Below are 23,567 nucleotides of genomic sequence, written 5' to 3' on the forward strand. Positions count from 1 at the left end.
ACGACAATAATCATCATTAAATAATTGTATTATCCCAACCAAAGGAATGAACGGTACCGATAATTGCTCTGGTTGAGACTCAATATTATCCGCGCGCGGCATCCAGTGATGCGACATCATTTACCGCTTGTGCCGTTAACGTCTTCACAATGCGTTTTGTTAAGCCGGTCAGAACCTTGCCTGGGCCGAACTCTAATAAGTTTTCAATACCTTGCTCATGCATGCTAACCACGCCTTCCGTCCAACGAACCGGGCTATGTAATTGACGAACAAGCGCATCTTTGATTTTAGCCGGATCGGTTTGTGCAATCACATCAACATTGTTGATCACCGGGATCATTGGCGCACTAAATTCAATGTCCGCTAATGCCAATGCAAGCTTCTCTGCCGCCGGTTGCATCAATGCACAATGTGAAGGCACTGAAACTGGTAGTGACAAGGCACGTTTCGCGCCCGCTTCTTTACATAATACCCCAGCACGATCGACCGCTGCTTTATTGCCCGCAATCACCACTTGACCTGGTGAATTAAAGTTTACCGGAGAAACTACTTCACCTTGCGCAGCCTCTTCACAGGCTTTGGCAATCGCTGCATCATCTAAACCAATGATGGCATACATTGCGCCAATACCCGCAGGAACCGCTTGTTGCATCAGTTCGCCGCGCAGTGCCACCAGCTTGATCGCTTGTTGAAAATCAATCACGCCCGCGCATACCAAAGCAGAATACTCTCCTAAGCTATGTCCTGCGATCAGTTGAGGTTGTTCCCCTCCCACTTCCTGCCAAACACGCCAAATCGCTACTGAAGCGGCAAGTAATGCTGGTTGAGTACGGAAAGTTTCGTTTAAATCTTCCACCGGGCCATTTTGAACCAAAGCCCAAAGATCGTAACCTAGTGCTTCAGATGCTTGGGCAAATGTTTTTTGGACTACATCGTATTGCTCACCAAGTTCGGCCAACATTGCGACACTTTGTGAGCCTTGTCCTGGGAATACTACAGCAAACTTACTCATTGCAAATTTCCTTTTACTTAAATGAAACGAGCAGACCACTTTAGATGATCTGCCAATAGAAATTAAAATTTAACCCTAGAACTTAACCAGAGCTGAGCCCCAAGTAAATCCACCACCAAAGGCTTCAAGCAATAGCATGTGACCACGTTGAATACGACCATCACGCACCGCTTCATCCAGCGCTGTTGGGACCGTGGCAGCAGAAGTATTGCCATGACGATCAAGAGTAACCACCACTTGATCTAATGACATTGCCAGTTTTTTCGCTGTGGCTGAAATAATACGCAAGTTCGCTTGATGCGGCACTAACCAATCGAGTTCGGTTTTGGCCATGCCATTCGCTTCTAAGGTATCTTTTACCAATCTTGATAATTGAGTCACGGCGACTTTAAACACTTCATTACCGGCCATGTGTAGCCAAGCATCGATAGGCTCACCACGTTTTGCTTCTTCTAGGCTCAATAACTCACCAAAACGACCATCGGCATGTAAATGCGTTGAGATAATGCCTTGCTCTTCAGAAGCACCCAGTACCACAGCACCCGCTGCATCACCAAATAAAATAATGGTGCCACGATCGGTTGGATCACAGGTTTTTGATAACGCATCTGCGCCGATCACTAACACATTTTTCGCCATACCCGATTTAATATGTTGGTCGGCAACCGATAATGCGTACACAAAACCAGTGCAAGCGGCCGATAAATCGAAGGCTGGACAACCGGTAATACCTAGCATTGCTTGCACTTGGCAGGCTGAAGATGGGAATTTATGACTGGCGGTACTGGTTGCTAAAATAATCAAGTCGATATCATTTTTATCGACACCTGACATTTCAATCGCATTTAATGATGCTTGAAAAGCCATATCTGCAACCGATTCATCTACCGCCGAGATACGGCGTTCACGAATGCCGGTGCGAGTGACAATCCACTCATCACTGGTATCGACCATTTTTTCTAAATCGGCGTTAGTACGCACCTGTTGTGGCAGGTAGCTGCCCGTTCCTAAAATTTTACTATTCATGCAGACTAATAATGCCTCTCGAGTAATACTGCTTCTAGACGATCGCTGATACGGCTTGGGACTTGCTGTTTGACTTCATGTACCGCTTCACCAATTGCATTGATAATAGCAGATGTATCTGCTTGACCATGACTCTTAATAACAGTGCCCCGCAATCCTAGCAAACTTGCACCATTATACTGGTCGGGGTTCAGTACTTTTAGCTCATTAAACAAGCTAGAAAATAATTTTTTTGCAATCCAGCCCTTTAACTTCGACGAACTAAAGTGGTTTTTGACTTTATCAAGAAATAAATGCGCAACACCTTCACAAGATTTTAAGCATACATTGCCGACAAATCCATCACAAACAACCACATCCGCTACATTATGAAACAGTTGATTGCCTTCAATATAACCACAATAATTGACTTCTTTGGTTTGGGTCAGAAGCTCTGAACAGCGTTTAACCAAATCATTGCCTTTAATTTCTTCTTCACCAATATTTAAGATCGCCACTTTAGGTCGTTCATTAATATGAATTTCGGCTAAAGCGCTACCCATAACAGCAAATTGAAATAAGGTGTCGGCATCAACCGATACGTTGGCACCGAGATCGAGCATCCAGGTTTTGTTACCAGTGGTGGTCGGCAAAACACTGACCAATGCAGGGCGATCGATACCGGGTAATAATTTTAGACGAAATTTTGATAACGCCATTAGTGCACCAGTGTTACCGCAACTCACGCAAGCATTGGCTTCATCATCTGCAACCAGATCCAAAGCAATACGCATCGAGCTGCCTACACTATTTCGCAGTGCAAGAGAAGGTTTGTCACAATTAGAAATGCATCTGTCACTATGTTTAATGACGAGACGATGGGTCGGACTAAATCCGATAGTGGTCAGTTGTTGCGTGATAAGCTCACGATCACCGACAAGAATAACTTTCAGCTCTGGGAAATGTGACAATGCCTGCACGGCGGCAGGCACTGTTACGCGAGGACCGAAATCCCCGCCCATTGCATCAAGTGCAACGGTTATAGTTTGCAAAGGTTAACCTTACTTATTGATAACCTTTTTGCCACGGTAAAAACCGTCAGCAGTCACGTTGTGACGTAGGTGAGTTTCACCTGAAGTTGCGTCTACAGATAATGAAGCTGTAGTTAGCGCATCGTGTGAACGACGCATGCCACGCATTGAACGTGATTTTTTACTTTTTTGTACGGCCATGACCCTACTCCTTTGTTTTTAGACGTTGGTGCTTTTATCAAGGACTAACGCTTCAAATTTTTTAAAACATCGAATGGATTCGGTTTGTCTTCTAGAAGTTCATCTGGAAGTTGACCAAATACCAAATTGTTTGATTTAACGCTACAAACAGATTCGTCATGCATTGCAATTTGAGGTAATTCTAGAATGAACTCGTCTTCCACTAATTTAATCAAATCCAACTCACCGTACTCGTTTAGATCTACCAAATCGTACTCTTCCGGTGCGTCTTGTTCACTTTTCTCATTATAATAAGGAGTACAAGTGAACTCTACTTCACACAAATGGGTGAAGTTTTGATTACAGCGTTGACACTCTAAATCAACTTCAACGTTAGCTTTACCAGAGATAACGGTGAGTCGCTGTTCATCTAACTCAAAACTCAATGTGACTTCTGCGTCACGTTTAACGCCTTCAGTTAACTCGGCAATTTGCTTTAATAAACTGACTTGGATTATACCTTGATAATCTAAGCGTTTTTGAGCAGATTTTGCTGGGTCTACTGTACGCGGTATTTTTACCTTTTGCATAGGGCGCGAATCTTATCCTTCAAAACAAATTTAGTCAAAGAAAAAGGTAAAAAACTTACACTTATTCTTGCCAATTTTTTATTTAAATCTTAGCTCGAATCAAATCTATATGACGCGAACCGCTAATTGCTTTATCGTAGCGCGTAACATTAGTCACCACTTTAGTGCTATAACCTTTATTAGCGTTACTGACTTTAGGTACAACCATAATGCAGCATACCAACTTAATTCTAGCCTCTACTTCCGTTTACCGAAAAGCCTTGCTAGAAAAATTATCGATATCCTTTAGCACACTCGAACCTCAGTGTGATGAAACCCCACTGGCTGGTGAAAGCGCGCAACAATTGGTGAGGCGACTGGCACAAGCAAAAGCGCAATCTTGCCATTTAAACCCCAACCAACATCATTTAGTTATTGGTTCCGATCAAGTTTGCGTGATTGATGACCAGATTATAGGTAAACCGCTTGATCGTGACAATGCTATTGCTCAATTATCCCAAGCCAATGGCCGTGCTATTACCTTTTATACCGGTGTGGCTTTGTATAACTCTGCCACCTCAGAATGTGAGGTACAGCTAGATACTTTTATCGTTCATTTCCGTCAACTAACCGTCAAACAAATCGAAAACTATGTCGATAAAGAACAACCTTTCTATTGTGCCGGCAGTTTTAAAAGTGAAGGCTTAGGCATTGCCCTGTTTCAACGCTTAGAAGGCATCGATCCCAATAGTTTAATCGGCCTGCCACTTATCACGTTAACCGACATGTTAGCGCGACAAGGGTTCGACGTACTTTAAACCAGCTTGTTTATTGGCCGCGTAATTTCGTTAACGCGGCTTCAAGCTTGGCTTCCATTGGCGCTGATATTTCAAATTTGTCTTCCGTCGCGGGATGCGTAAATTTAATATTAGCCGCATGCAGAAATAAGCGTTTCATGCCCACTTTGGCGGTGTAAGCATCAAAACGGCGATCACCATAGCGATCATCCCAAGCAATCGGGTGACCAACATATTGGCAATGCACACGGATCTGATGGGTGCGTCCAGTAATAGGACTCGCTTGAACCAAGGTCGCATGCTCAAATTTTTCTAATACTTTAAAGCGAGTTTCAGATGGCTTACCATTTGGGTTCACACGTACAATACTATTGACTTCGTTTTTAAGTAATGGTGCTTTAACTGATTTACAGCTTGGCTTCCATTGCCCCATTACCAACGCGAAATAATATTTCTGTACCGTCTTTTCGCGAAACTGAGCTTGCAGATGACGCAGCGCCGAACGCTTTTTTGCCACCAACAATATGCCCGACGTATCACGGTCAATACGGTGGACTAATTCTAAAAAGCGCGCATCGGGGCGCAACGCACGTAATGCCTCAATTGCACCAAATTTCAAACCGCTCCCACCATGTACCGCAGTACCAGAAGGTTTATTTAGAATAAGTAGGCTGTCATCTTCAAAAATAATACAGTTTTCAAGTTGCGACACTTTATCAAGCTTAGTACTCAACTGTGGAGCATCTTCTTCTAACGTGATCCTCACCGGAGGAATGCGCACCGAGTCACCCGCTTGTAATTTATATTCGGCTTTAATCCGTTTTTTATTTACTCGGACCTCTCCCTTACGCAAAATTCGATAAATCATGCTTTTTGGGATTTGTTTAAGTTGATTGCGCAAAAAATTATCAATTCTTTGCCCTGCCATATCGGCATCAATCTCGACAAATTTTATTTCAGTTTTAATTTCGTTCATAGCGCGTATTCTACCACTCAAATGGCGACATGTGTCACAATAATAACCAAACCATTATTACTATTTTATCCCGTTGACTAGTCATTGCACTGTAATTGTTCAAAAAACAACACATATACAGGCTAAAAAACTGATTTATAACGTTATTATCCATAATACAAATCACTATCCTAAGTGCATTGTTTAAAGTTAATCACAGGTTTTCCTATTTATTTACTCACTTTACAACAAAGCTGATTGCCGATATTTCTTGGCGCTGCTATAGTTCACACCTGCAAATGGTAGATTGAATATTTCCTATACAATTTCATCCCGCTCATTTGCAATTTTGAGTAGAAAGCTTCTTATGTGCGTGCTGCATTTGGCGTAAGACATAACACTAAGAAGATCAACTTATCGCCTACTCACGTAACCAATGCAGAAGTAATACCGACTCGAATCGGACCAGGCAGTCTTATATTGTCTGGTGACTATTGTGCCCCAGAGCATCCCCTTTACAGCCGTGAGGCTGAAGCCAAAGCCATGGGATCTGGCACCTTTGGACGACTAAAGCGATAAGCAATTATCACGAAGAAAAACAACGAGAAAAAACACAATGAAAAGAATGTTGATCAACGCAACTCAAAAAGAAGAGTTGCGCGTCGCATTAGTTGATGGTCAAAAGCTATTTGATTTAGATATCGAAAGCCCAGGCCATGAATCTAAGAAAGCAAATATTTATAAAGGCCGTATTACACGCGTAGAACCAAGCTTAGAGGCTGCATTTGTAGACTACGGAGCAGATCGCCACGGTTTCCTTCCCCTTAAAGAAATTGCCAAAGAATATTTCCCTGCTGGTTACACTTACCAAGGCCGCCCTAGCATTAAAGAAGTGCTAAAAGAAGGTCAAGAAGTAATTGTACAAGTTGAGAAAGAAGAACGCGGTCAAAAAGGCGCAGCCTTAACCACCTTCATTTCTTTAGCAGGCAGCTATTTAGTTCTTATGCCTAATAACCCTCGTGCCGGCGGTATTTCTCGTCGCATCGAAGGTGATGAGCGCACCCAATTAAAAGCCGCATTAAGCACTTTAGAATTACCACACGGCATGGGACTGATTGTTCGTACCGCTGGCGTAGGTAAAACAGCAGAAGAGCTTGAATGGGATCTTAAATTCCTATTAAAGCAATGGACTGCGGTTAAAGGCGCAGCGGATACCGCTCCTGCCCCGTTCTTAATTCACCAAGAAAGTAACGTTATTGTTCGCGCAATTCGTGATTATCTACGTCGTGATATCGGTGAAATCCTTATCGATAGCAACACCATTTATGAACGCGCTAAAGAACATATCGAAGTGGTTCGTCCAGATTTCGTTTCTCGTGTCAAAAAATACGATGGTGAGATCCCTCTATTTACTCACTACCAAATTGAAACTCAAATCGAATCGGCTTTCCAACGAGAAGTTCGTCTACCTTCTGGTGGTTCAATCGTTATTGATCCTACTGAAGCATTGACTTCGATTGATATCAACTCAGCGCGCGCCACCAAAGGCAGCGACATCGAAGAAACCGCATTAAATACTAACCTTGAAGCTGCAGATGAAATTGCTCGTCAATTGCGTCTACGCGACTTAGGTGGTTTAGTGGTGATCGACTTTATCGATATGACCCCAGTTCGTCATCAGCGTGAAGTAGAAACTCGCATGCGTGACGCGGTTCGTATGGATCGTGCTCGTGTTCAAATCGGTCGTATTTCTCGCTTCGGTTTGCTTGAAATGTCTCGTCAACGCTTGAGTCCATCTCTTGCTGAAGCGAGCCATCATATTTGCCCTCGCTGTACCGGTACCGGTGTCGTGCGTGACAATGAATCATTAGCATTATCGGTATTACGTTTAATTGAAGAAGAATCGCTAAAAGACAACAGTTCGCAAGTGCTTGCGGTTGTCCCTGTGCCTATTGCGTCTTACTTATTGAATGAAAAACGCAAATCGATTCAACATATCGAGAAAAACCAGCAAGTTAACATTATTGTTGTGCCAAATGCAGACATGGAAACGCCACACTTTGATGTCGTTCGTTTACGTGATGGCGAAGAACACAAGATTTTGTCTTACTTATTGCCTCAACGTGTTGAAGCGATTAAAGAAGCAGAAAGCCGTGAACCTGTGGCAACCATTAAGCCTCGTCGTATTGAAGAACCTGTGCTAAAAGGTTTTGCTGCATCGGAACCGGCTCCAGCGCCAACTGCTGCGCCAGTAACCCCCGTTGCCACCACTGCGCCAAAAGCAGAAAAATCGGGCGGTTTCTTTAAAGCCATTGCCAACTTCTTCTTAGGTTCAAGTGAGCCCGCGAAAGAAGAAGCACCGAAAGAAGTGGAAAAACCAAAAGTTCAGCCACGCAACAAGCGTAATGAGCAAGGTAATAACCGTAACCGTAATAATAATTATCGTGACCGTAACGATCGTAATAATCGTAACGACCGCAATAATGATTCGCGTAATAACGAGCAGCGCAATAAGCGTCGTAAACCTCGTGAAGATGAACAAGTACAACCACTTGATACCAAAGTTGAGCAAGAAGTTCGTCAAGAAAGAAAACGCAAACCTAAGCAAGACAGAAAATCTGCAGCGCAGACTAAAGACACCAGTAAACTGGCAGAACAAGGTCAGCAAATAGCGGCAGATGCTCAAGCGAACGTAACCACATCTCACGAAGAAAAAACCACGCAAGTGAAACAGCGTCGTCAACGTCGTCAGATGAAGAAAAAAGTTCGTGTTAATCAACCGGCCAAAGAAGAAGAAACCGTCACTGCGGTAGCAACTTCTGATGCCAATGCTGTTGTAGCGACTGAAACCGTATCGACAGAAGCTGTTTCGACTGAAACAACTGCGACCAACACCGAAGCGAAGGTTGAGCAAAAAGAAGACGGTCAGCAACGTCGTAATCGCCGTTCACCTCGTCACCTTCGTGCTAGCGGTCAACGTCGTCGCCGTACTCGTGACCGTCGTCCTAATCCATACCGCTTACGTTCTGGTGGTGTTGCCTCTCCTGAGATGGCAATGGGTAAAGTTTGGCCGCAATATACGCCAAACAAACCACAACACCATGCACAAACACCTGTGGTACAAGATATCGCGCTAGCTCAAGAGCAAGTAGCAGACGTTCAAACAACCAATACCGTTGAAGCTAAAGTAAGCTTTGGTGGCGTTGCTTGTCCTGAAATGTCGATGGGCAAAGTGGTTATCTACCGTCCAAAAGCTATCGAGCAACAAGTTCAAGCGCCAATTGAGCCTACAGCTAAGCCGGCACCAACGGCTAAAGTCGAGCCAGTTGCAGCGCCTGTGGTAACCACACCAGAAGTCACACCAGTGGTTGAAGCTCCTGTTGCGGTTGCTACCACGCCAGTTGAAGATAAAGTTATGGCACAAGCTACAGCCGAAACTTCAGCGGTTAAAGTTGAAACTGAAGTCAAGCCAGTTGCAAAAGCAGCTCAAGCACCCGCGACAGCGCCGAGCGACGTTAAAGTGAAAACTCACATTAGCGCACCAATGGCAAAAGCATCGGGTTCTGGTGAACTAAAAGACATCACTGTCGTGGCAGCGCCTTTCCGCACCTCAACTTACACGGGCAAAGTTGCCGGTAGTAACAGTGCGGCAGGACAAGCATCAGCAGCAATGTCGAAAACACTCAGTGAGTAATACTTAATTACCCACTTGGTAAATTAATAATATAAAGACCACCTCGTGTGGTCTTTTTTATTATTGAATATAAACAACACAATCATTGATACTGACACTTAAACTGACCTCTATTATTAACCTCTTCAATCTGTTTCATTAATGGGAAATAAGGATCACACTTACAGAAGATGTTGCAGTTATTTCAACCATTCTGTAACATTCGCATGCAATTAATACCAATTAAAGTAATTAGATGATCAGATATTGCGTAGGAAAAAAGCTTGAGAACAAAGCGTAAATTTTCGATTAGTAGTATTCTACAATCAAAATTTACAACGTAGTTATCGAGATTTTTAACCAGCAAGGATGAGCAGATAGTTACTACGATTGGTATAATCACCCACCGAGTTAACTGTAATCTTTTAACACTCAGTTTCTGCAGTTTAATGACGTGGCTATTCCCTTACCTAAAACTGAGAATACATGTTCGAATTTCCACAAATTTCTACTCAATCTATCAAAAATGATGTTCTATCTGGTTTAACCGTCGCCTTAGCATTGGTCCCTGAAGCTGTCGCTTTCGCCTTTGTTGCTGGCGTTGACCCTATGGTTGGTTTATACGCCGCCTTCATTATGGGTTTAATGACATCCATCTTCGGTGGTCGTCCTGGAATGATCTCAGGCGCAACCGGTGCAACCGCTGTTGTTATGGTCAGCTTAGTCGCTGTTCATGGCGTACAATATTTATTTGCCGCAGTGTTATTAGTCGGCATACTGCAAATTGCTGCCGGCATTTTAAAACTGGGCAAATTTATCCGTATCGTACCGCACCCAGTTATGATCGGGTTTGTTAACGGCTTAGCGATTGTGATCTTTACCGCTCAATTAGGTCAATTCAAAGCACCTGATATCAATGGCATCATGACTTGGTTACCACAAGGTCAAATGATGATCATGTTGGGCCTTGTTGCATTAACTATGGCAATTATTCATTTTTTACCTAAATTAACCAAAGCTATCCCTTCGTCCCTAGTGGCGATTGTTGTGGTAACTGCGATTGCCCAAGTGTTTAACTTTGATACTCGTACTGTGGTCGATTTCTTACGTACCATGTCTGGCGATCCAAGCTCGACACTTGCGGGTGATTTACCGAAATTTGCCATTCCGGCTGTACCATTTACTTTTGAAACACTGAAAATTATTTTCCCTTATGCCTTAATTATCGCCTCAATTGGTCTGATTGAATCACTACTGACATTAACTGTGGTTGATGAAATGACCAATACTCGTGGTAAAGGTAACCGTGAGTGTATCGGTCAAGGTATTGGTAACTTAACTTGTTCAGTGTTTGGCGCTATGGGTGGTTGCGCTATGATTGGTCAATCGATGATCAACATTAACTCAGGTGGACGTGGTCGTTTATCTGGTTTTGTTGGCGCGGTTGCTCTACTGTGCTTTATTTTATTTACTGCTAAGTGGATTGAAATGATCCCATTAGCAGCATTAGTTGGCGTCATGTTTATGGTGGTCATTGGCACATTTGAATGGGCAACCTTTAAACTGGCTCGTCGCGTACCAAAACAAGATTTCTTTATCATTATCTTAGTGACTACCGTAACCGTGATGACAGACCTTGCGGTTGCGGTTGGTGTTGGTGTCGTTGCTTCTGCATTAATGTTTGCATGGCAACACGCGAAACACATCAATGCCGTTTCTTCGATTGATAAAGACGGCTCAAAAGTTTATAAAATAAACGGTCCAATCTTCTTTGGTTCTGCCTCACATTTTACCGATCTGTTTGACGCACAAAACGATCCACAAGATGTTATTGTCGATTTTGCTCAGTCACGCGTAGCGGATCATTCAGCAATTGAAGCGATTGAAACCATTGCCGAGCGTTACTCTAAACAAGGTAAAACTCTACATTTACGTCACCTAAGCCAAGATTGCCACACCTTGCTGCATAAAGCCGGCAGCTTAGTGGAAATTAACGTAAAAGAAGATCCAACTTATAAAGTGATCACTGATTTACTCGCCGATTAATATCGGGTATCTCTGCTAATTCATTCAAACCCAGCCATTGTGCTGGGTTTATTTTTATATCGCTGAAACATTTTTATAAACGATGATTTGCTTTATCATTGCCCAATCATTTATTCACGGACGACTTTATGCCTAATCAAAATACCCAACAACATAAGCTGCGCCAACAAAAGCTTAAACAAGCGGTGGATGCACGTATCGATGCCGCGAAACAAGAAAAAGGCTTAGTGTTAGTCATCACAGGAAACGGCAAAGGCAAAACGACGTCTGGATTTGGAATGGTGGCTCGCGCGGTCGGCCATCAACAACAATGCGGCGTTGCCCAGTTTATTAAAGGCACTTGGGATAACGGTGAAAAAAATCTACTTGAACAACTAGGGGTAGAATTTCATGTAATGGCGACCGGTTTTACCTGGGAAACACAAGATAAAAACGCCGATACACTTGCCGCCCAAGAAATATGGAAACAATGCCAACGCATGCTGCAAGATAGCCTCCTAGATGTGGTGTTATTAGATGAGATAACCTACATGGTCACTTATGGTTATATTGAACTTGAAGAGATTGTCGCAGCGATTGAGAGCCGCCCTGCCATGCAATCGGTGATCATCACAGGTCGCGCCGCCCATCGCCGCTTAATTGAAATTGCCGATACCGTCTCAGAGGTGCGCAATGTCAAACATGCTTTCGAATCTGGCATTAAAGCTCGTAAAGGGATAGATTGGTAGGCGTTCAGTATCTTAAAATCATACTAATACCAATGCTATTTAATATTTGATCAGTTTGAATACGCCGAAAAGACGCAGATCCGTCCTTGGTCGCTTGAGAAAAGGCCATCCATGGCCTTTGACACTTTTCTCTGTACTCAATTTGAACGATCATTAAATTTATGGAATTGGACTAATAAACAATAAAAAGCCCAGTTTGCTCATTAAGATCAAACTGGGCTTTATCTTTTAAACTAAGGCAACTACCGCTTATTTAAATAAGCTATTCAGCAAGCCACCAGCGGCTTCTTTTAGTTCTTTATTTTTATCGGAGTCTTTATCAGAGCCTAAAAGCTTATCAATGCCTTTATTGATTTCTTTTTGCGCTTTTTGTTTGCTCTCTGAACTGAACATAGACTTAAGATCAATCCCGACACTTGGCGCGGCCCACGACCCTTTTAACGTGACCGGAATAGTCAGATCTTTAAGATCATCCAGATCTTTACCGCCTTGACCTTTCATGCTGCCAACCACCGAGGTTTTGACTAAGAAGTCGAGCGTCTCATTCACATAGTTGGCATGTCCACTGCCTAAAATACGTAAGAGTGGTGATTGCATCGTCAGGTTATTGGTGGTCATCACCCCTTTTGACAACTTCATTGTTGCAGTTAATGCACTAAAGTCCGTTTTCTTAACTTTATCCGCTGCGATAGTTTCACCTTTTAGCTTCGCTTTGGCATTGCGGAACTCATACGGTAAGTTAACACCATATAAAGAACCATCTTGGAAGCTTATTTTAACTGTGCCAGCAAGGTTCTTTTTCAAGGTGTCGGGGATCAAGCTTTTACCACTCACATCGACATTGATATTGCCGGTACCTGACACAAAATCCATCTCTGACACATCGGCAAGTAACGGTTGAACTTGCACACCTTTAACAACCTTATGCACTTTATAACTGGCAACCGACTTACGAGCATCAATGTGCGCAGTCGCTAAGACAGAACCTTGGTATAAATTGGCTGCAAAGCGTTGCAGGTCAATCACGCCACGGTTAACTTTAAATTGAGTGGCAACATTTTGCATTTTTGCATTACTGGCCACCAATTTATCAATCGTGACTTTACCTGTGACATCTAACGTCCGCGTGGCACTCAAATCGGGTTCGGTGGCCGATGTCGATTTTGTCGCTGTCTGTTGCTTAGGTGCTTGTTGTTTAGAGGTCGATTGTTTAGACGTCTTGTCTTTACTATCAACCGAAGCGGTTTTTGTTGCCGCTGGTTGCGGCGCTTCCATTTGCTTTAATAATGCATCAACATTAATCTCAGGGCTATGCAAAGCAAACACAATTTTAGGAATACTGGCGGCTAACGATACTTGAGTCGAACCATCAAAGACTAAATCATTGGCGGTGAGTTTATTTAACTTCAAGTCTAAATATTGCTTATTGAGATCAAAACTGAGTGATGATTTCATCGCAATCGTCATCGGGCTTAGTGGCAGTGTTTTTCCATCCAGCTTCGCTTTAAGATCCATATCATCTAAACGAACCAACGACATCGCTTTATTGACCGTCAATTTGGCACTGTGCGTCATATCGATATTCATACCAGAAGCGCTACCTTGCACCGCTAACTTCAATTCATTGGCTTGATCAAATTTGAATGTCGCCAGTTGTAAAGAAATCTTCTTGATATCGGTCGCTCCGTCTTTAAACGAGGCCTGGGTATCCAAATTGCGTAGCTCATAATTTTTTAAGTCTTGCGAAAGCTTGAATTCTGTTTTGCCCGCCGCAGAAAAAGTTTGCTTATTATTACGGCCAGACAAACTAAATTCAGCTTGGCTCCACTCATCAAAAGCAAACTGCGATAACGCAAAATTCACATTAGACAACGCAATTTCGGTGCCTTTTTGTTGATCAAGCATTTCCAATTTTGCATTATTTACCGTAATACCTGCGAGGCTTACTGTCCATTGACTTCCTATTTGATCTGAGGCAGGTGAGTCTGGCGTTGGTCCACTTTCCGAATCTTGCTGCGTTTCATTTTGTTGCCCACTTTCTTCTTGAGCATTATGTTCAAGAGACTGCTTGGCGATATCAAGATTTGAACTGCCATCTTTTTTAGTCTGAATAAAAATATCAGCGCCAGTAAGATTAATATCACCAATATCTAAGCGGCGTTCAAGCAATGGTAGAACAGATACATCTAAACCGACTGAATCAATTTTGACAATTTGCGGGCGCTTAAAGCCATTTGGATTAAGTAATTCTGTTTTGCCAATAGTAAAACCCAAATGCGGAAAGAAAGACCACTCAATATCACCATCGATAACAAGATCAAAACCAGTTTGCGCTTTGGTCTGTTCAATAATGAGAGGTTTGAATTGATTAGGATTAACGAACACAACTAATGCCAGAACGGCAATACCAATGGCGATAATAGGAACAGATAAGAAAATGAGTACTTTTTTCATGGAGATCCCTCACACAGTACAAATGAAAAGACTGACAAAGACAGTCCATTATCATGATGAAAGCCAGAGCATGATAATGAATGCTAAGCAAAATGGCTGCATATCCCGCAGTCCATTTTTAAACAATTAATTTTTAAACAATTAAAGTGACTCTAAATGGACTCGGATCAATCTTGGTTGATACGGCTCGCATCAGCGCCTTGTTGATTCTTGTATTTGGCATTTTCACGCTTGTTATAAGGTTTTTCTGCTTCACCTGATAATACTTCAAAGCTCAATGCGCCGATTGGCATCATAGGTTTTAAAGCTAACGGCAAGCGGCCTGAGTTGTAAAATTCCAGTACAATACGACCAGACCAACCGGGATCAATCCGATGCGCCGTCACATGAACCATTAAGCCTAAACGAGCTAATGAAGAACGACCATCGAGCCAACCCACGATATTCGCCGGCAAATCGACCGATTCATAAGTCACCGCAAGTGCCAATTGGCCAGGGTGCAAGAAGAACTCACCATCATCAGGGATTTCAATTTCATCACTCATCACTTTTTCAAGCTGAGCCGTAACTTGTTCTTTCTTGCCTGAGAGATCAATGTATGGCGCACAATGGTCATTAAACACTCTAAATTTATGTCCTAAACGAACATCGACTGTTAAACCACTAATGCTATCTTCAGATGGGGCTGGCGTCATGGTGATTTTACCTTCCGCCATGTATTTCTTTATATCCCTATCACACAATCTCACAGATTTTATCTCCTGGTTTCACGCCAATCGGTACGACGTAAATAATGAATTAAGCTTTTAATAAACGGGCAATATGCGCTTTTAAAACATCAATCGCGATACGGTTTTTTCCGCCGCGCGGTACGATGATATCCGCGTGTTGTTTCGATGGTTCGATAAATTGCATAAACATCGGACGGACTGTTTTTTGATATTGCTTTAACACTGAATCCATGGTTCGGCCACGTTCTTCTACATCACGTTTTACGCGGCGTAGTAGACAAATATCGAGTGGCGTATCCATAAATACCGACGCGTGCATCAAGTCACGCAAACGAGGTTCAGTCAGCAATAAAATTCCTTCTAAAATAATCACTTTTTTAGGTGTCATGGTAGTGGTGTTTTTTGTGCGAGTATGCTCTGAATAGCTGTACTCTGGAATGTCTACTGCACTACCAGCCATCAATAGTTGTAATTGTTCGCATAGCAAATCGTGGTCTAGCGCGCTGGGATGATCGTAGTTAGTTTTAACACGTTCTTCCATGCTCAAATGGCTTTGGTCACGGTAGTAGCAATCTTCTGTGATCACTCCAATTTGATGATCGCCAACCTTGGCTCGTAATTCTTTATAAATGGTGCTAGCAATTAAGCTCTTCCCTGAAGCTGACGCGCCGGCAATTCCGACGATGACACATTTGTTTGTTTCAGGTATTTGTTGTTCTGACATGTAAAGCACCCAAGGTCAATGATAACGGAACCCCTAAGGGCAAATAAACCGTTTGATTATATACTGATTTCATTAAAAAGGCAGCGTCGCTCGCCATGTATTGGCAAAAAACTCCAGCTCGATGCTCGCAAAATATCCTCTTTAACGACGAAATGGTTTAAGTGAGGGAAAAAAGAATAAAAAATAAGCACCTATCTAGGTGCTTTCATTTCTTTATGTTTATTATTTTACTTCGGTGAATAAAATCGCTTCTGGCGCAGGATCGCCTTGCCAAAATAATCGACAACTCACTTGCGCCGCCAATTCAATATAAATCTGCGCATGTTCACTGCTTGGTTTGGCGGCAACGGTTGGGCAACCATTATCGATATCACTGCGTAAATCAATATGCAGCGGTACTTGTGCCAATAACGCGAGATCCATATCTTGCGCCATTTTCTTGGCACCATCTTGACCAAATAACGCTTCATGATGACCACAGTTTGAGCAAATGTGATAACTCATATTCTCAATCACGCCCAACACAGGAACGCCGACTTTATCAAACATCGCGACCCCTTTGACGGCATCGGCTAATGCTAGATCTTGAGGAGTGGTAACAACTAACGCAGAAGTCACAGGTATCTGTTGAGAGAGAGTTAGTTGGATATCACCAGTGCCTGGTGGCATGTCGATCACTAAGTAATCCAACTCGGGCCATTGGGTTTCATTTAAAATTTGGGCTAATGCTTTTGACGCCATTGGGCCACGCCAAACTGCCGCATCATCTTGCGCCACTAAATACCCCACCGAGTTAGTGTATAAACCATGCGCTTCTACTGGTTGCATCCATTTATTATCCACAACCGCCGGTTTTTTGCCTTGCGTGCCAAGCATTAATGGCACCGATGGACCGTAAATATCAGCATCGAGCAAGCCAACTTTTGCGCCCAATTTATGCAGTGCCAGCGCAAAATTAACCGCTGTGGTCGATTTACCCACCCCACCTTTGCCCGATGTGATCGCAATAATATTTTTAACGCCTTTAACTGGCGTGGCATTGGTGGCTTTCATGGTTTTCACTTTCGTGACCACCTCGATCACAGGCAAATCATCATGTTGTACTTTTTGCTCTTCAATCCATGCTTTTAATTGGCTTTGTAGCCCTTGAGCATAAAAAGGCAGTGTGACCACAACACTTTCATCGGGTTTTAACGCAATTAAACCTGCCGTATCAGCCCATTGAGGTATAAGTTGAGGATGTTCAAATTGATTTAACCATTGGCTTAATACGGATGGCAATAACGGCTCACTTGATGAAGACTTTGAAGAAAATAAAGACATGCGACCTCGAACTCAGTTGATGAATTGAATATCCTAGCAGTATATACCCAAGTTACCGCCAGTTGCAGTTTGAGTCGCAATAAAATTCGTTACCAAAATAGAAAAATATCATCGTTTACCGGACGGGTTTCTTGGAGTCATGGCTTGCATAAGGTAGAATCTTAACAAGTTTATGGCGAGTTCGACTTAGTTAACCCTAAAATACGAATTTATAGCCTCCTATCAAAGAATTAAGAAGTGAATAATAATGGCGACTGACCCAAGAAAAATTCTCGTAACCTGTGCCCTTCCTTATGCTAATGGCTCAATTCACCTTGGCCACATGTTAGAACATATTCAAGCGGATGTTTGGGTTCGCTATCAGCGCCTACGTGGTAACACCATTAACTTTATTTGCGCCGATGATGCCCACGGCACACCAATCATGTTGAAATCTCAACAACTGGGTATTAAACCAGAAGAAATGATCGCCGCAGTGCAACAAGAACACCAAACCGATTTTGCCGGTTTTAATATTAGTTTTGATAACTACCACAGCACCCACAGCGATGAAAACCGCGAATTAGCCTCGATGATTTATCTGCGTTTGAAAGAAAACGGATTTATCACTAGCCGTACTATTTCTCAGCTTTTCGATCCTGAAAAAGAAATGTTTCTACCTGATCGTTTCGTTAAAGGCACTTGCCCGAAATGTAAAGCCGAAGACCAATATGGCGACAACTGTGACAACTGCGGCGAAACTTACAGCCCAACCGATCTTATTAATCCAAAATCGGCGGTTTCTGGCGCGACTCCAGTCATGAAAGATTCGGAGCATTTCTTCTTCGACCTACCGCAATTTCAAGCGATGTTAAAAGAGTGGACTCGTTCTGGCTCACTGCAAACTGAAACCGCCAACAAGATGCAAGAATGGTTTGAATCCGGCTTGCAACAATGGGATATCTCACGTGATGCGCCCTACTTTGGTTTTGAGATCCCAGGTGAAGCGAACAAATTCTTCTACGTCTGGCTTGATGCGCCGATCGGCTACATGGGCTCATTTAAAAACCTATGTGATAAACGCGCAGCCGCTGGTGACACCACGCTTAACTTTGATGAATACTGGAAAAAAGACAGCACCACTGAGCTTTACCACTTCATTGGCAAAGACATCGTCTACTTCCACAGCCTATTTTGGCCAGCAATGCTAGATGGCGCCGGTTTCCGTAAACCAAACAATGTATTTGTTCATGGTTATGTCACCGTCAATGGCGCCAAAATGTCTAAGTCAAAAGGCACCTTTGTTAAAGCCAGCACTTATTTACAGCATTTAGACCCTGAGTGTCTGCGTTATTACTACACCGCAAAACTCAACAGCCGCATTGATGATCTTGATTTAAACCTTGAAGACTTCACCCAACGCGTTAACTCCGATGTAGTCAACAAAATTGTAAACTTAGCCTCACGTAATGCAGGTTTCATTGCTAAGCGTTTTGATGGCAAGTTATCAAGCAATTTTGCAGAGCCTGAGTTATATCAAGAATTTGTTGATGCCGCTGACAGCATTGCTCAATCGTTTGAAACGCGTGAATTTAGTCGCGCCATCCGCGAAATCACCGCATTGGCCGATAAAGCCAACCAGTATGTGGATGAAAAAGCCCCTTGGGTTATCGCCAAACAAGAAGGTAAAGATCAAGAACTGCAAGATATTTGCTCAGTCGGTATTAACTTATTCCGCGTATTGATGACTTACCTAAAACCTGTAATGCCAGAATTGGCGGCGCGTACTGAACACTTCTTAAACGATACATTAACGTGGGAAGGCATGGCCACTCCGTTGACTAACCATGAAGTGACTAAGTTTAAAGCATTATTTAACCGTATCGATCCTAAGCATGTTGAAGCCATGGTTGAAGCATCAAAAGAAGATGCAGCGGTTGAAATGGCGGCGAAAGAACAAGCCGAGCAGAGCGCTCAAACTGAACTAGATAAAGAACCGGTTGCCGATGAAATCGAATTTGATGATTTTGCTAAAATCGATATGCGTATCGCTAAAATCATTTCATGTGAAGCAGTACCTAAAGCCAACAAGCTGCTTAAATTTCAACTCGACATTGGCGGCGAAATTCGTCAAGTGTTCTCGGGCATTAAATCAGCTTACACCCCTGAAGAGCTTGAAGGTAAGTTAACCGTAATGGTGGCCAACCTTAAACCTCGTAAAATGAAGTTTGGCATGTCGGAAGGCATGATCTTAGCCGCGGGTCCTGGTGGAAAAGATCTGTGGATTTTAGAGCCGCATGAAGGCGCTCAACCAGGCATGCGAGTAATGTAATCTTGTAAAGCATGATTTAACATCTAAACCAACGCCTAAAGGCCCCTAGCTAAATCGATATTAGTTGAGGGGCTTTTTATTTCAAGATTATAATGTTCAATCTGGCATCATTATTGCTACTACTTAATGGGTATTTGCCGAAATGAAGTAGGAGCTGCTATGTTTACTTATCTATGTATTGCAATCGCATTGGGTATAATGGCCTTATTGTTTTTACTGGCACAGAAAAGACAAAAGAATCATCAAGTTCGATTTCAAACCATCTTCTTATTACGCCAGTTGGTCGCGCTTCTACGTCAGCATCGCCAACTGACTCATCAGCATATTAACGGCACAGCCAATATGGCAGATACCATCGCTATATCAGAAGCAAACATTAGTGAACTACAGCTAAAGCTAGATCGTGTTAATCCCCATTCTGAGTTTCGAATTTTACAAGAACAAATTCAGCTTATGCACCAAAAATGGGCGTTATTTAACTTAGCACGCAACCAAATCGTGCACGGACGTTTGATCAGGCAATCATTGTATCTTATTGATGAAACCATGATCATGTGGCTAACTGAATCGGGTAAAGAGGATCTGATAGAACAATACAGCAGTGATTGGCTCGACGTTTTTGATGGCTTAGACAGCTTAACGCAATTTCGTATTGCGATTATTGATAAAAATTCAGAGCAAGGTCAGATAAAACTGGAACGAAGTGCACAATCATTAAGTCGTCGTTTAAATAAATTATCTTTATTAAGCCCACTGACCTTTGTTGATATGGCGCAAGAGACTCGTCTGACCCAATTGCAGAATTCTCATATTGCCAAATTATGCGAAGAAGACTTATATCAAATGTCTTCTGAGATCTCGAGCGTGATCTTCACTTTATATGATCAAGTGATCTCTGCACTATGTGAATCATTGTACTTACCTCTGCCGACAATAGCGGGTTCATCAGACGAAAAAAAACCTGTTGATATTCAACAGGCTTAAATGTTTAAACATAAAATCTATCGATTAACTGTCATCTTCGGTGAAATTAACCGGTAGATTTTCTTTCATCACCATCCAGATTTGACCACTTTCCACACCATATTCACGGATAAGGGCGGGAAGTTGCTCACGATCACCAGATTCACACACCACTAACAGTTGCTTGTAGAACTGCAAGGCTAATAGACGAGCCTCTGAGTTTGAAAAATAAAACCCACCCACTCGATCGTATAACTTGCGGATACCGTTAAAGATAAAGCCAAAAATTTGATTACCAGAATGAAAGGCTAAACGTTGAAATAACATGTAATCGTAATAATTGAAGGTTTTCGCCATCAAAATAGCATTACGTCTAGCGTCATCGGTTTCATTCTCTTCACGCACTGCTAAGCGAATTTTATCAGCGTATGGTGATTCGGCTAAAAAGGCTTCCCAATTATCATGCTTTAATGCTAACTCACATGAACTGATCACACGATTTAAAGTATTAATACAAGCATCTGGGTTTAATTTAAACGCATAACGCATAAAAATAGGACTAATACTGGTGCGCGCGGCTAAAAGGTCTTCAACAATAGAGGTGGCATTATCGCTATCTAAAGTCATTAAAGTATCTAAAATATGCAGACTTGATGTCTCCATAAAATTATTTACTTTGGTTGGTTTACCATGTTGAATAGTTAGCCATCCGTCGCGTGCCAGACGTTGCAGAACTTCTCGTAGCGTCGTTCTAGTAACGCCAATCAACTCAGAAAGCTCTCTTTCTGCGGGCAAAATAGAACCTGGTGGAAACTTGCCATTCCAGATACTTTCAATAATGTATTTTTCTGCAAACCCTGCTGGGCTTTTTGCCTTAATGACCATGTATTCACTGAGTCCAAATGAGGTGTATCGATGCGACTCATCATACCACTACTTACAACTGACACAAAACTTACAATATACCCTCGTCACACTATTGGTCTTTCATTTTACATGATTAGATTTCACGCTTTAATTTGTAATATTATATGACTTGATTATAAATGAGAGTATTATAACGGCTATAAATCGAGGTGTTTCCAACAGTATTAAGCCTTCGATTCAGAAACAAATTGTATCAATTTAATTGTGTTACTTTTGATTTCATATAAAAATCTATGTGGTTCGATAATTTCAACCATTAATGTTTACTAATTGTTATTGATGTGTATCCTTTGGTTTAAATTTAAACAATCGGCTTTATGAACGGTTGCCTTGTTATTTATACACTTGAAATATATGACTTACTTGACGCTTATGAGCTTTGCAAATTTGAGTTTATTGGCAACTTTGAATTAAAAATCAGGCATAATAGTACCTGATTTCAACTTTTATCGAAAAAAGAGTATAACCATGACCATGAGCTTAGGACGAGCATTTACTAAGAACTTCCTTGGTAAAGCACCTGATTGGTACAAATTAACCATCATTGCTTTCTTAATAATTAACCCATTCGTATTCTTTCTGATCGATCCCTTTACGGCTGGTTGGTTACTAGTCGCTGAATTTATTTTCACTTTAGCAATGGCATTAAAATGTTACCCATTACAACCAGGTGGCCTACTGGCGATTGAAGCGGTTGCGATTGGCATGACCAGTGCCGAGCAAGTAAAACATGAACTTGCCGCTAATATTGAGGTTTTGTTACTGCTTATCTTTATGGTGGCCGGTATCTACTTCATGAAACAACTGTTGTTGTTTATGTTTACCAAAATTTTACTCAGCGTGCGTTCAAAAATTCTTTTATCAGTTGCATTTTGTGTTACGGCCGCTTTTCTTTCTGCTTTCTTAGATGCCTTAACGGTGATCGCCGTGATCATTAGTGTGGCGATTGGTTTTTATGCCATCTACCACCGCGTTGTATCGAACCCGAATTCACAACATCATGATCATACTACCGATGAAATGGTGCCGGATATTACTCGTACCGATTTAGAAGATTACCGCGCCTTTTTACGCTCTTTATTGATGCATGCGGGCGTCGGTACTGCGCTTGGCGGCGTAATGACTATGGTGGGTGAACCGCAAAACTTGATCATTGCAGACCAAGCAGGTTGGGGATTTGGCGAATTCATTTTGCGTATGGCACCGATTACCGTCCCTGTATTTGTGTGCGGTATCATCACTTGTATTTTAGTTGAAAAGTTTAAAATATTTGGCTATGGCGCTGAACTGCCTGATAACGTGCGCACTATATTGCTAGAAGTTGATCAAGAAGAACAAAAGAAACGTACTAAGCAAGATATTGCCAAACTGTATGTTCAAGGCATTATCGCCGTATGGTTGATCGCCGGTTTAGCCTTGCACCTAGCCGCAGTTGGTTTGATTGGTTTATCCGTTATTATTCTTGCCACTTCATTTACTGGCATCACCGAAGAGCATGCGCTTGGTAAAGCATTTGAAGAAGCGTTGCCCTTTACCGCATTACTCGCCGTCTTTTTTGCCATTGTTGCGGTGATCATTGATCAGCACCTATTCAAACCGATCATCCATGCGGTGTTGGAGCTAGAAGGCAACAAGCAAATCTCGATGTTCTATATCGCCAATGGTTTACTGTCGATGGTATCGGATAACGTCTTTGTTGGAACCGTCTATATTAATGAAGTCAAAACCGCATTACTTGAAGGTGCTATCAGCCGTAAACAGTTCGACTTATTAGCAGTTGCGATCAATACCGGGACTAACTTGCCGTCGGTAGCCACGCCAAATGGTCAAGCTGCATTTTTATTCTTGCTTACTTCAGCATTAGCACCGTTAATCCGATTGTCCTACGGCCGAATGGTGATCATGGCACTGCCCTATACCATCGTACTGGCTATTGTCGGTTATCTTGGCATTCAGTATTTATTAGAACCTCTAACCGCTTATTTCCATCATATTGGCTGGATCACTACCACCACAATTGAAATTGCGACGCAGGGATCACCCGTAATAGGGCATTAATGGTTTACTATTGATAAAAGTCGTTTCATAATTGCTATTAATAAAAAGCATTCAAAGCTCTGAACTTTCAGAGCTTTTTG

The 23,567-nt window shown here is 42.3% G+C and carries 18 protein-coding genes; 7 read left to right on the forward strand and 11 right to left on the reverse strand.

Translation table 11 applies throughout. From position 1 onward, the window contains the following. Nucleotides 1–85: 85 nt before the first annotated feature. The 5 genes from fabD to yceD all read right to left on the reverse strand — a co-directional run bounded on the left by fabD (nucleotide 86) and on the right by yceD (nucleotide 3,818). On the reverse strand, nucleotides 86–1,012 hold the full coding sequence (fabD, locus tag HC723_RS03245) for an ACP S-malonyltransferase (protein ID WP_153447362.1): 927 nt from the start codon (nucleotides 1,010–1,012) through the stop codon (nucleotides 86–88). A 75-nt stretch (nucleotides 1,013–1,087) separates the two neighbouring features. Continuing rightward, complete coding sequence (locus tag HC723_RS03250; protein ID WP_153447363.1) at nucleotides 1,088–2,038, reverse strand: beta-ketoacyl-ACP synthase III; 951 nt, start codon at nucleotides 2,036–2,038, stop codon at nucleotides 1,088–1,090. Nucleotides 2,039–2,043: 5 nt separating this feature from the next. Continuing rightward, nucleotides 2,044–3,069, reverse strand: a complete 1,026-nt coding sequence (plsX, locus tag HC723_RS03255) for a phosphate acyltransferase PlsX (protein ID WP_153447364.1) — start codon at nucleotides 3,067–3,069, stop codon at nucleotides 2,044–2,046. 9 nt (nucleotides 3,070–3,078) lie between these two features. After that, nucleotides 3,079–3,249 carry a 50S ribosomal protein L32 gene (gene rpmF, locus HC723_RS03260; RefSeq protein WP_153447365.1) on the reverse strand — a complete coding sequence of 57 codons (171 nt, stop codon included), beginning with the start codon at nucleotides 3,247–3,249 and terminating at the stop codon, nucleotides 3,079–3,081. Between the two features lie 44 nt (nucleotides 3,250–3,293). Further along, the gene (gene yceD / locus HC723_RS03265; RefSeq protein ID WP_153447366.1) at nucleotides 3,294–3,818 is read right to left on the reverse strand and encodes a 23S rRNA accumulation protein YceD; all 525 of its coding nucleotides are present in this window, start codon (nucleotides 3,816–3,818) and stop codon (nucleotides 3,294–3,296) included. A gap of 209 nt (nucleotides 3,819–4,027) precedes the next feature. Between yceD and HC723_RS03270 the strand changes: the two genes are divergently transcribed. Further along, nucleotides 4,028–4,615, forward strand: a complete 588-nt coding sequence (locus HC723_RS03270) for a Maf family protein (RefSeq protein WP_190338200.1) — start codon at nucleotides 4,028–4,030, stop codon at nucleotides 4,613–4,615. A gap of 10 nt (nucleotides 4,616–4,625) precedes the next feature. On the opposite strand, the gene rluC is transcribed toward HC723_RS03270, so the two are convergent. Continuing rightward, nucleotides 4,626–5,570, reverse strand: coding sequence for a 23S rRNA pseudouridine(955/2504/2580) synthase RluC (gene rluC / locus HC723_RS03275; RefSeq protein ID WP_153447368.1), 945 nt, complete (start codon nucleotides 5,568–5,570; stop codon nucleotides 4,626–4,628). A 595-nt stretch (nucleotides 5,571–6,165) separates the two neighbouring features. Here rluC and rne point away from each other — a divergent pair. The 3 genes from rne to cobO all read left to right on the forward strand — a co-directional run bounded on the left by rne (nucleotide 6,166) and on the right by cobO (nucleotide 11,996). After that, complete coding sequence (gene rne / locus HC723_RS03280; protein ID WP_190338201.1) at nucleotides 6,166–9,243, forward strand: ribonuclease E; 3,078 nt, start codon at nucleotides 6,166–6,168, stop codon at nucleotides 9,241–9,243. Nucleotides 9,244–9,708: 465 nt separating this feature from the next. Then, nucleotides 9,709–11,268 carry a SulP family inorganic anion transporter gene (locus HC723_RS03285; RefSeq protein ID WP_190338202.1) on the forward strand — a complete coding sequence of 520 codons (1,560 nt, stop codon included), beginning with the start codon at nucleotides 9,709–9,711 and terminating at the stop codon, nucleotides 11,266–11,268. A gap of 128 nt (nucleotides 11,269–11,396) precedes the next feature. After that, nucleotides 11,397–11,996, forward strand: coding sequence for a cob(I)yrinic acid a,c-diamide adenosyltransferase (cobO, locus tag HC723_RS03290; RefSeq protein ID WP_153447371.1), 600 nt, complete (start codon nucleotides 11,397–11,399; stop codon nucleotides 11,994–11,996). A 249-nt stretch (nucleotides 11,997–12,245) separates the two neighbouring features. On the opposite strand, the gene HC723_RS03295 is transcribed toward cobO, so the two are convergent. From HC723_RS03295 to apbC, 4 genes are all read right to left on the reverse strand, one after another. Continuing rightward, nucleotides 12,246–14,450, reverse strand: coding sequence for an AsmA family protein (locus tag HC723_RS03295; RefSeq protein ID WP_190338203.1), 2,205 nt, complete (start codon nucleotides 14,448–14,450; stop codon nucleotides 12,246–12,248). 167 nt (nucleotides 14,451–14,617) lie between these two features. Then, nucleotides 14,618–15,199, reverse strand: coding sequence for a dCTP deaminase (dcd, locus tag HC723_RS03300; RefSeq protein WP_153447373.1), 582 nt, complete (start codon nucleotides 15,197–15,199; stop codon nucleotides 14,618–14,620). A gap of 49 nt (nucleotides 15,200–15,248) precedes the next feature. Next, on the reverse strand, nucleotides 15,249–15,890 hold the full coding sequence (gene udk / locus HC723_RS03305) for a uridine kinase (protein WP_153448181.1): 642 nt from the start codon (nucleotides 15,888–15,890) through the stop codon (nucleotides 15,249–15,251). Between the two features lie 237 nt (nucleotides 15,891–16,127). Further along, complete coding sequence (apbC, locus tag HC723_RS03310) at nucleotides 16,128–17,228, reverse strand: iron-sulfur cluster carrier protein ApbC (RefSeq protein ID WP_190338204.1); 1,101 nt, start codon at nucleotides 17,226–17,228, stop codon at nucleotides 16,128–16,130. Between the two features lie 247 nt (nucleotides 17,229–17,475). On the opposite strand from apbC, the gene metG reads away from it, so the two are divergent. Next, entirely contained in the window at nucleotides 17,476–19,539 is a 2,064-nt protein-coding gene (gene metG, locus HC723_RS03315; RefSeq protein ID WP_153447375.1) for a methionine--tRNA ligase, read from the forward strand. Between the two features lie 159 nt (nucleotides 19,540–19,698). Continuing rightward, nucleotides 19,699–20,523 (forward strand): hypothetical protein, encoded by an 825-nt coding sequence (locus tag HC723_RS03320; RefSeq protein ID WP_190338205.1) that lies wholly within the window; start codon nucleotides 19,699–19,701, stop codon nucleotides 20,521–20,523. A gap of 24 nt (nucleotides 20,524–20,547) precedes the next feature. On the opposite strand, the gene fadR is transcribed toward HC723_RS03320, so the two are convergent. Next, nucleotides 20,548–21,387, reverse strand: a complete 840-nt coding sequence (gene fadR / locus HC723_RS03325; RefSeq protein ID WP_153447377.1) for a fatty acid metabolism transcriptional regulator FadR — start codon at nucleotides 21,385–21,387, stop codon at nucleotides 20,548–20,550. 510 nt (nucleotides 21,388–21,897) lie between these two features. Here fadR and nhaB point away from each other — a divergent pair. Then, nucleotides 21,898–23,487, forward strand: coding sequence for a Na(+)/H(+) antiporter NhaB (gene nhaB, locus HC723_RS03330; RefSeq protein ID WP_190338206.1), 1,590 nt, complete (start codon nucleotides 21,898–21,900; stop codon nucleotides 23,485–23,487). The last annotated feature ends 80 nt before the right edge of the window (nucleotides 23,488–23,567 follow it).

The sequence above is a fragment of the Vibrio sp. S11_S32 genome (genome assembly GCF_014694465.1).
GTDB lineage: Bacteria > Pseudomonadota > Gammaproteobacteria > Enterobacterales > Vibrionaceae > Vibrio > Vibrio algicola.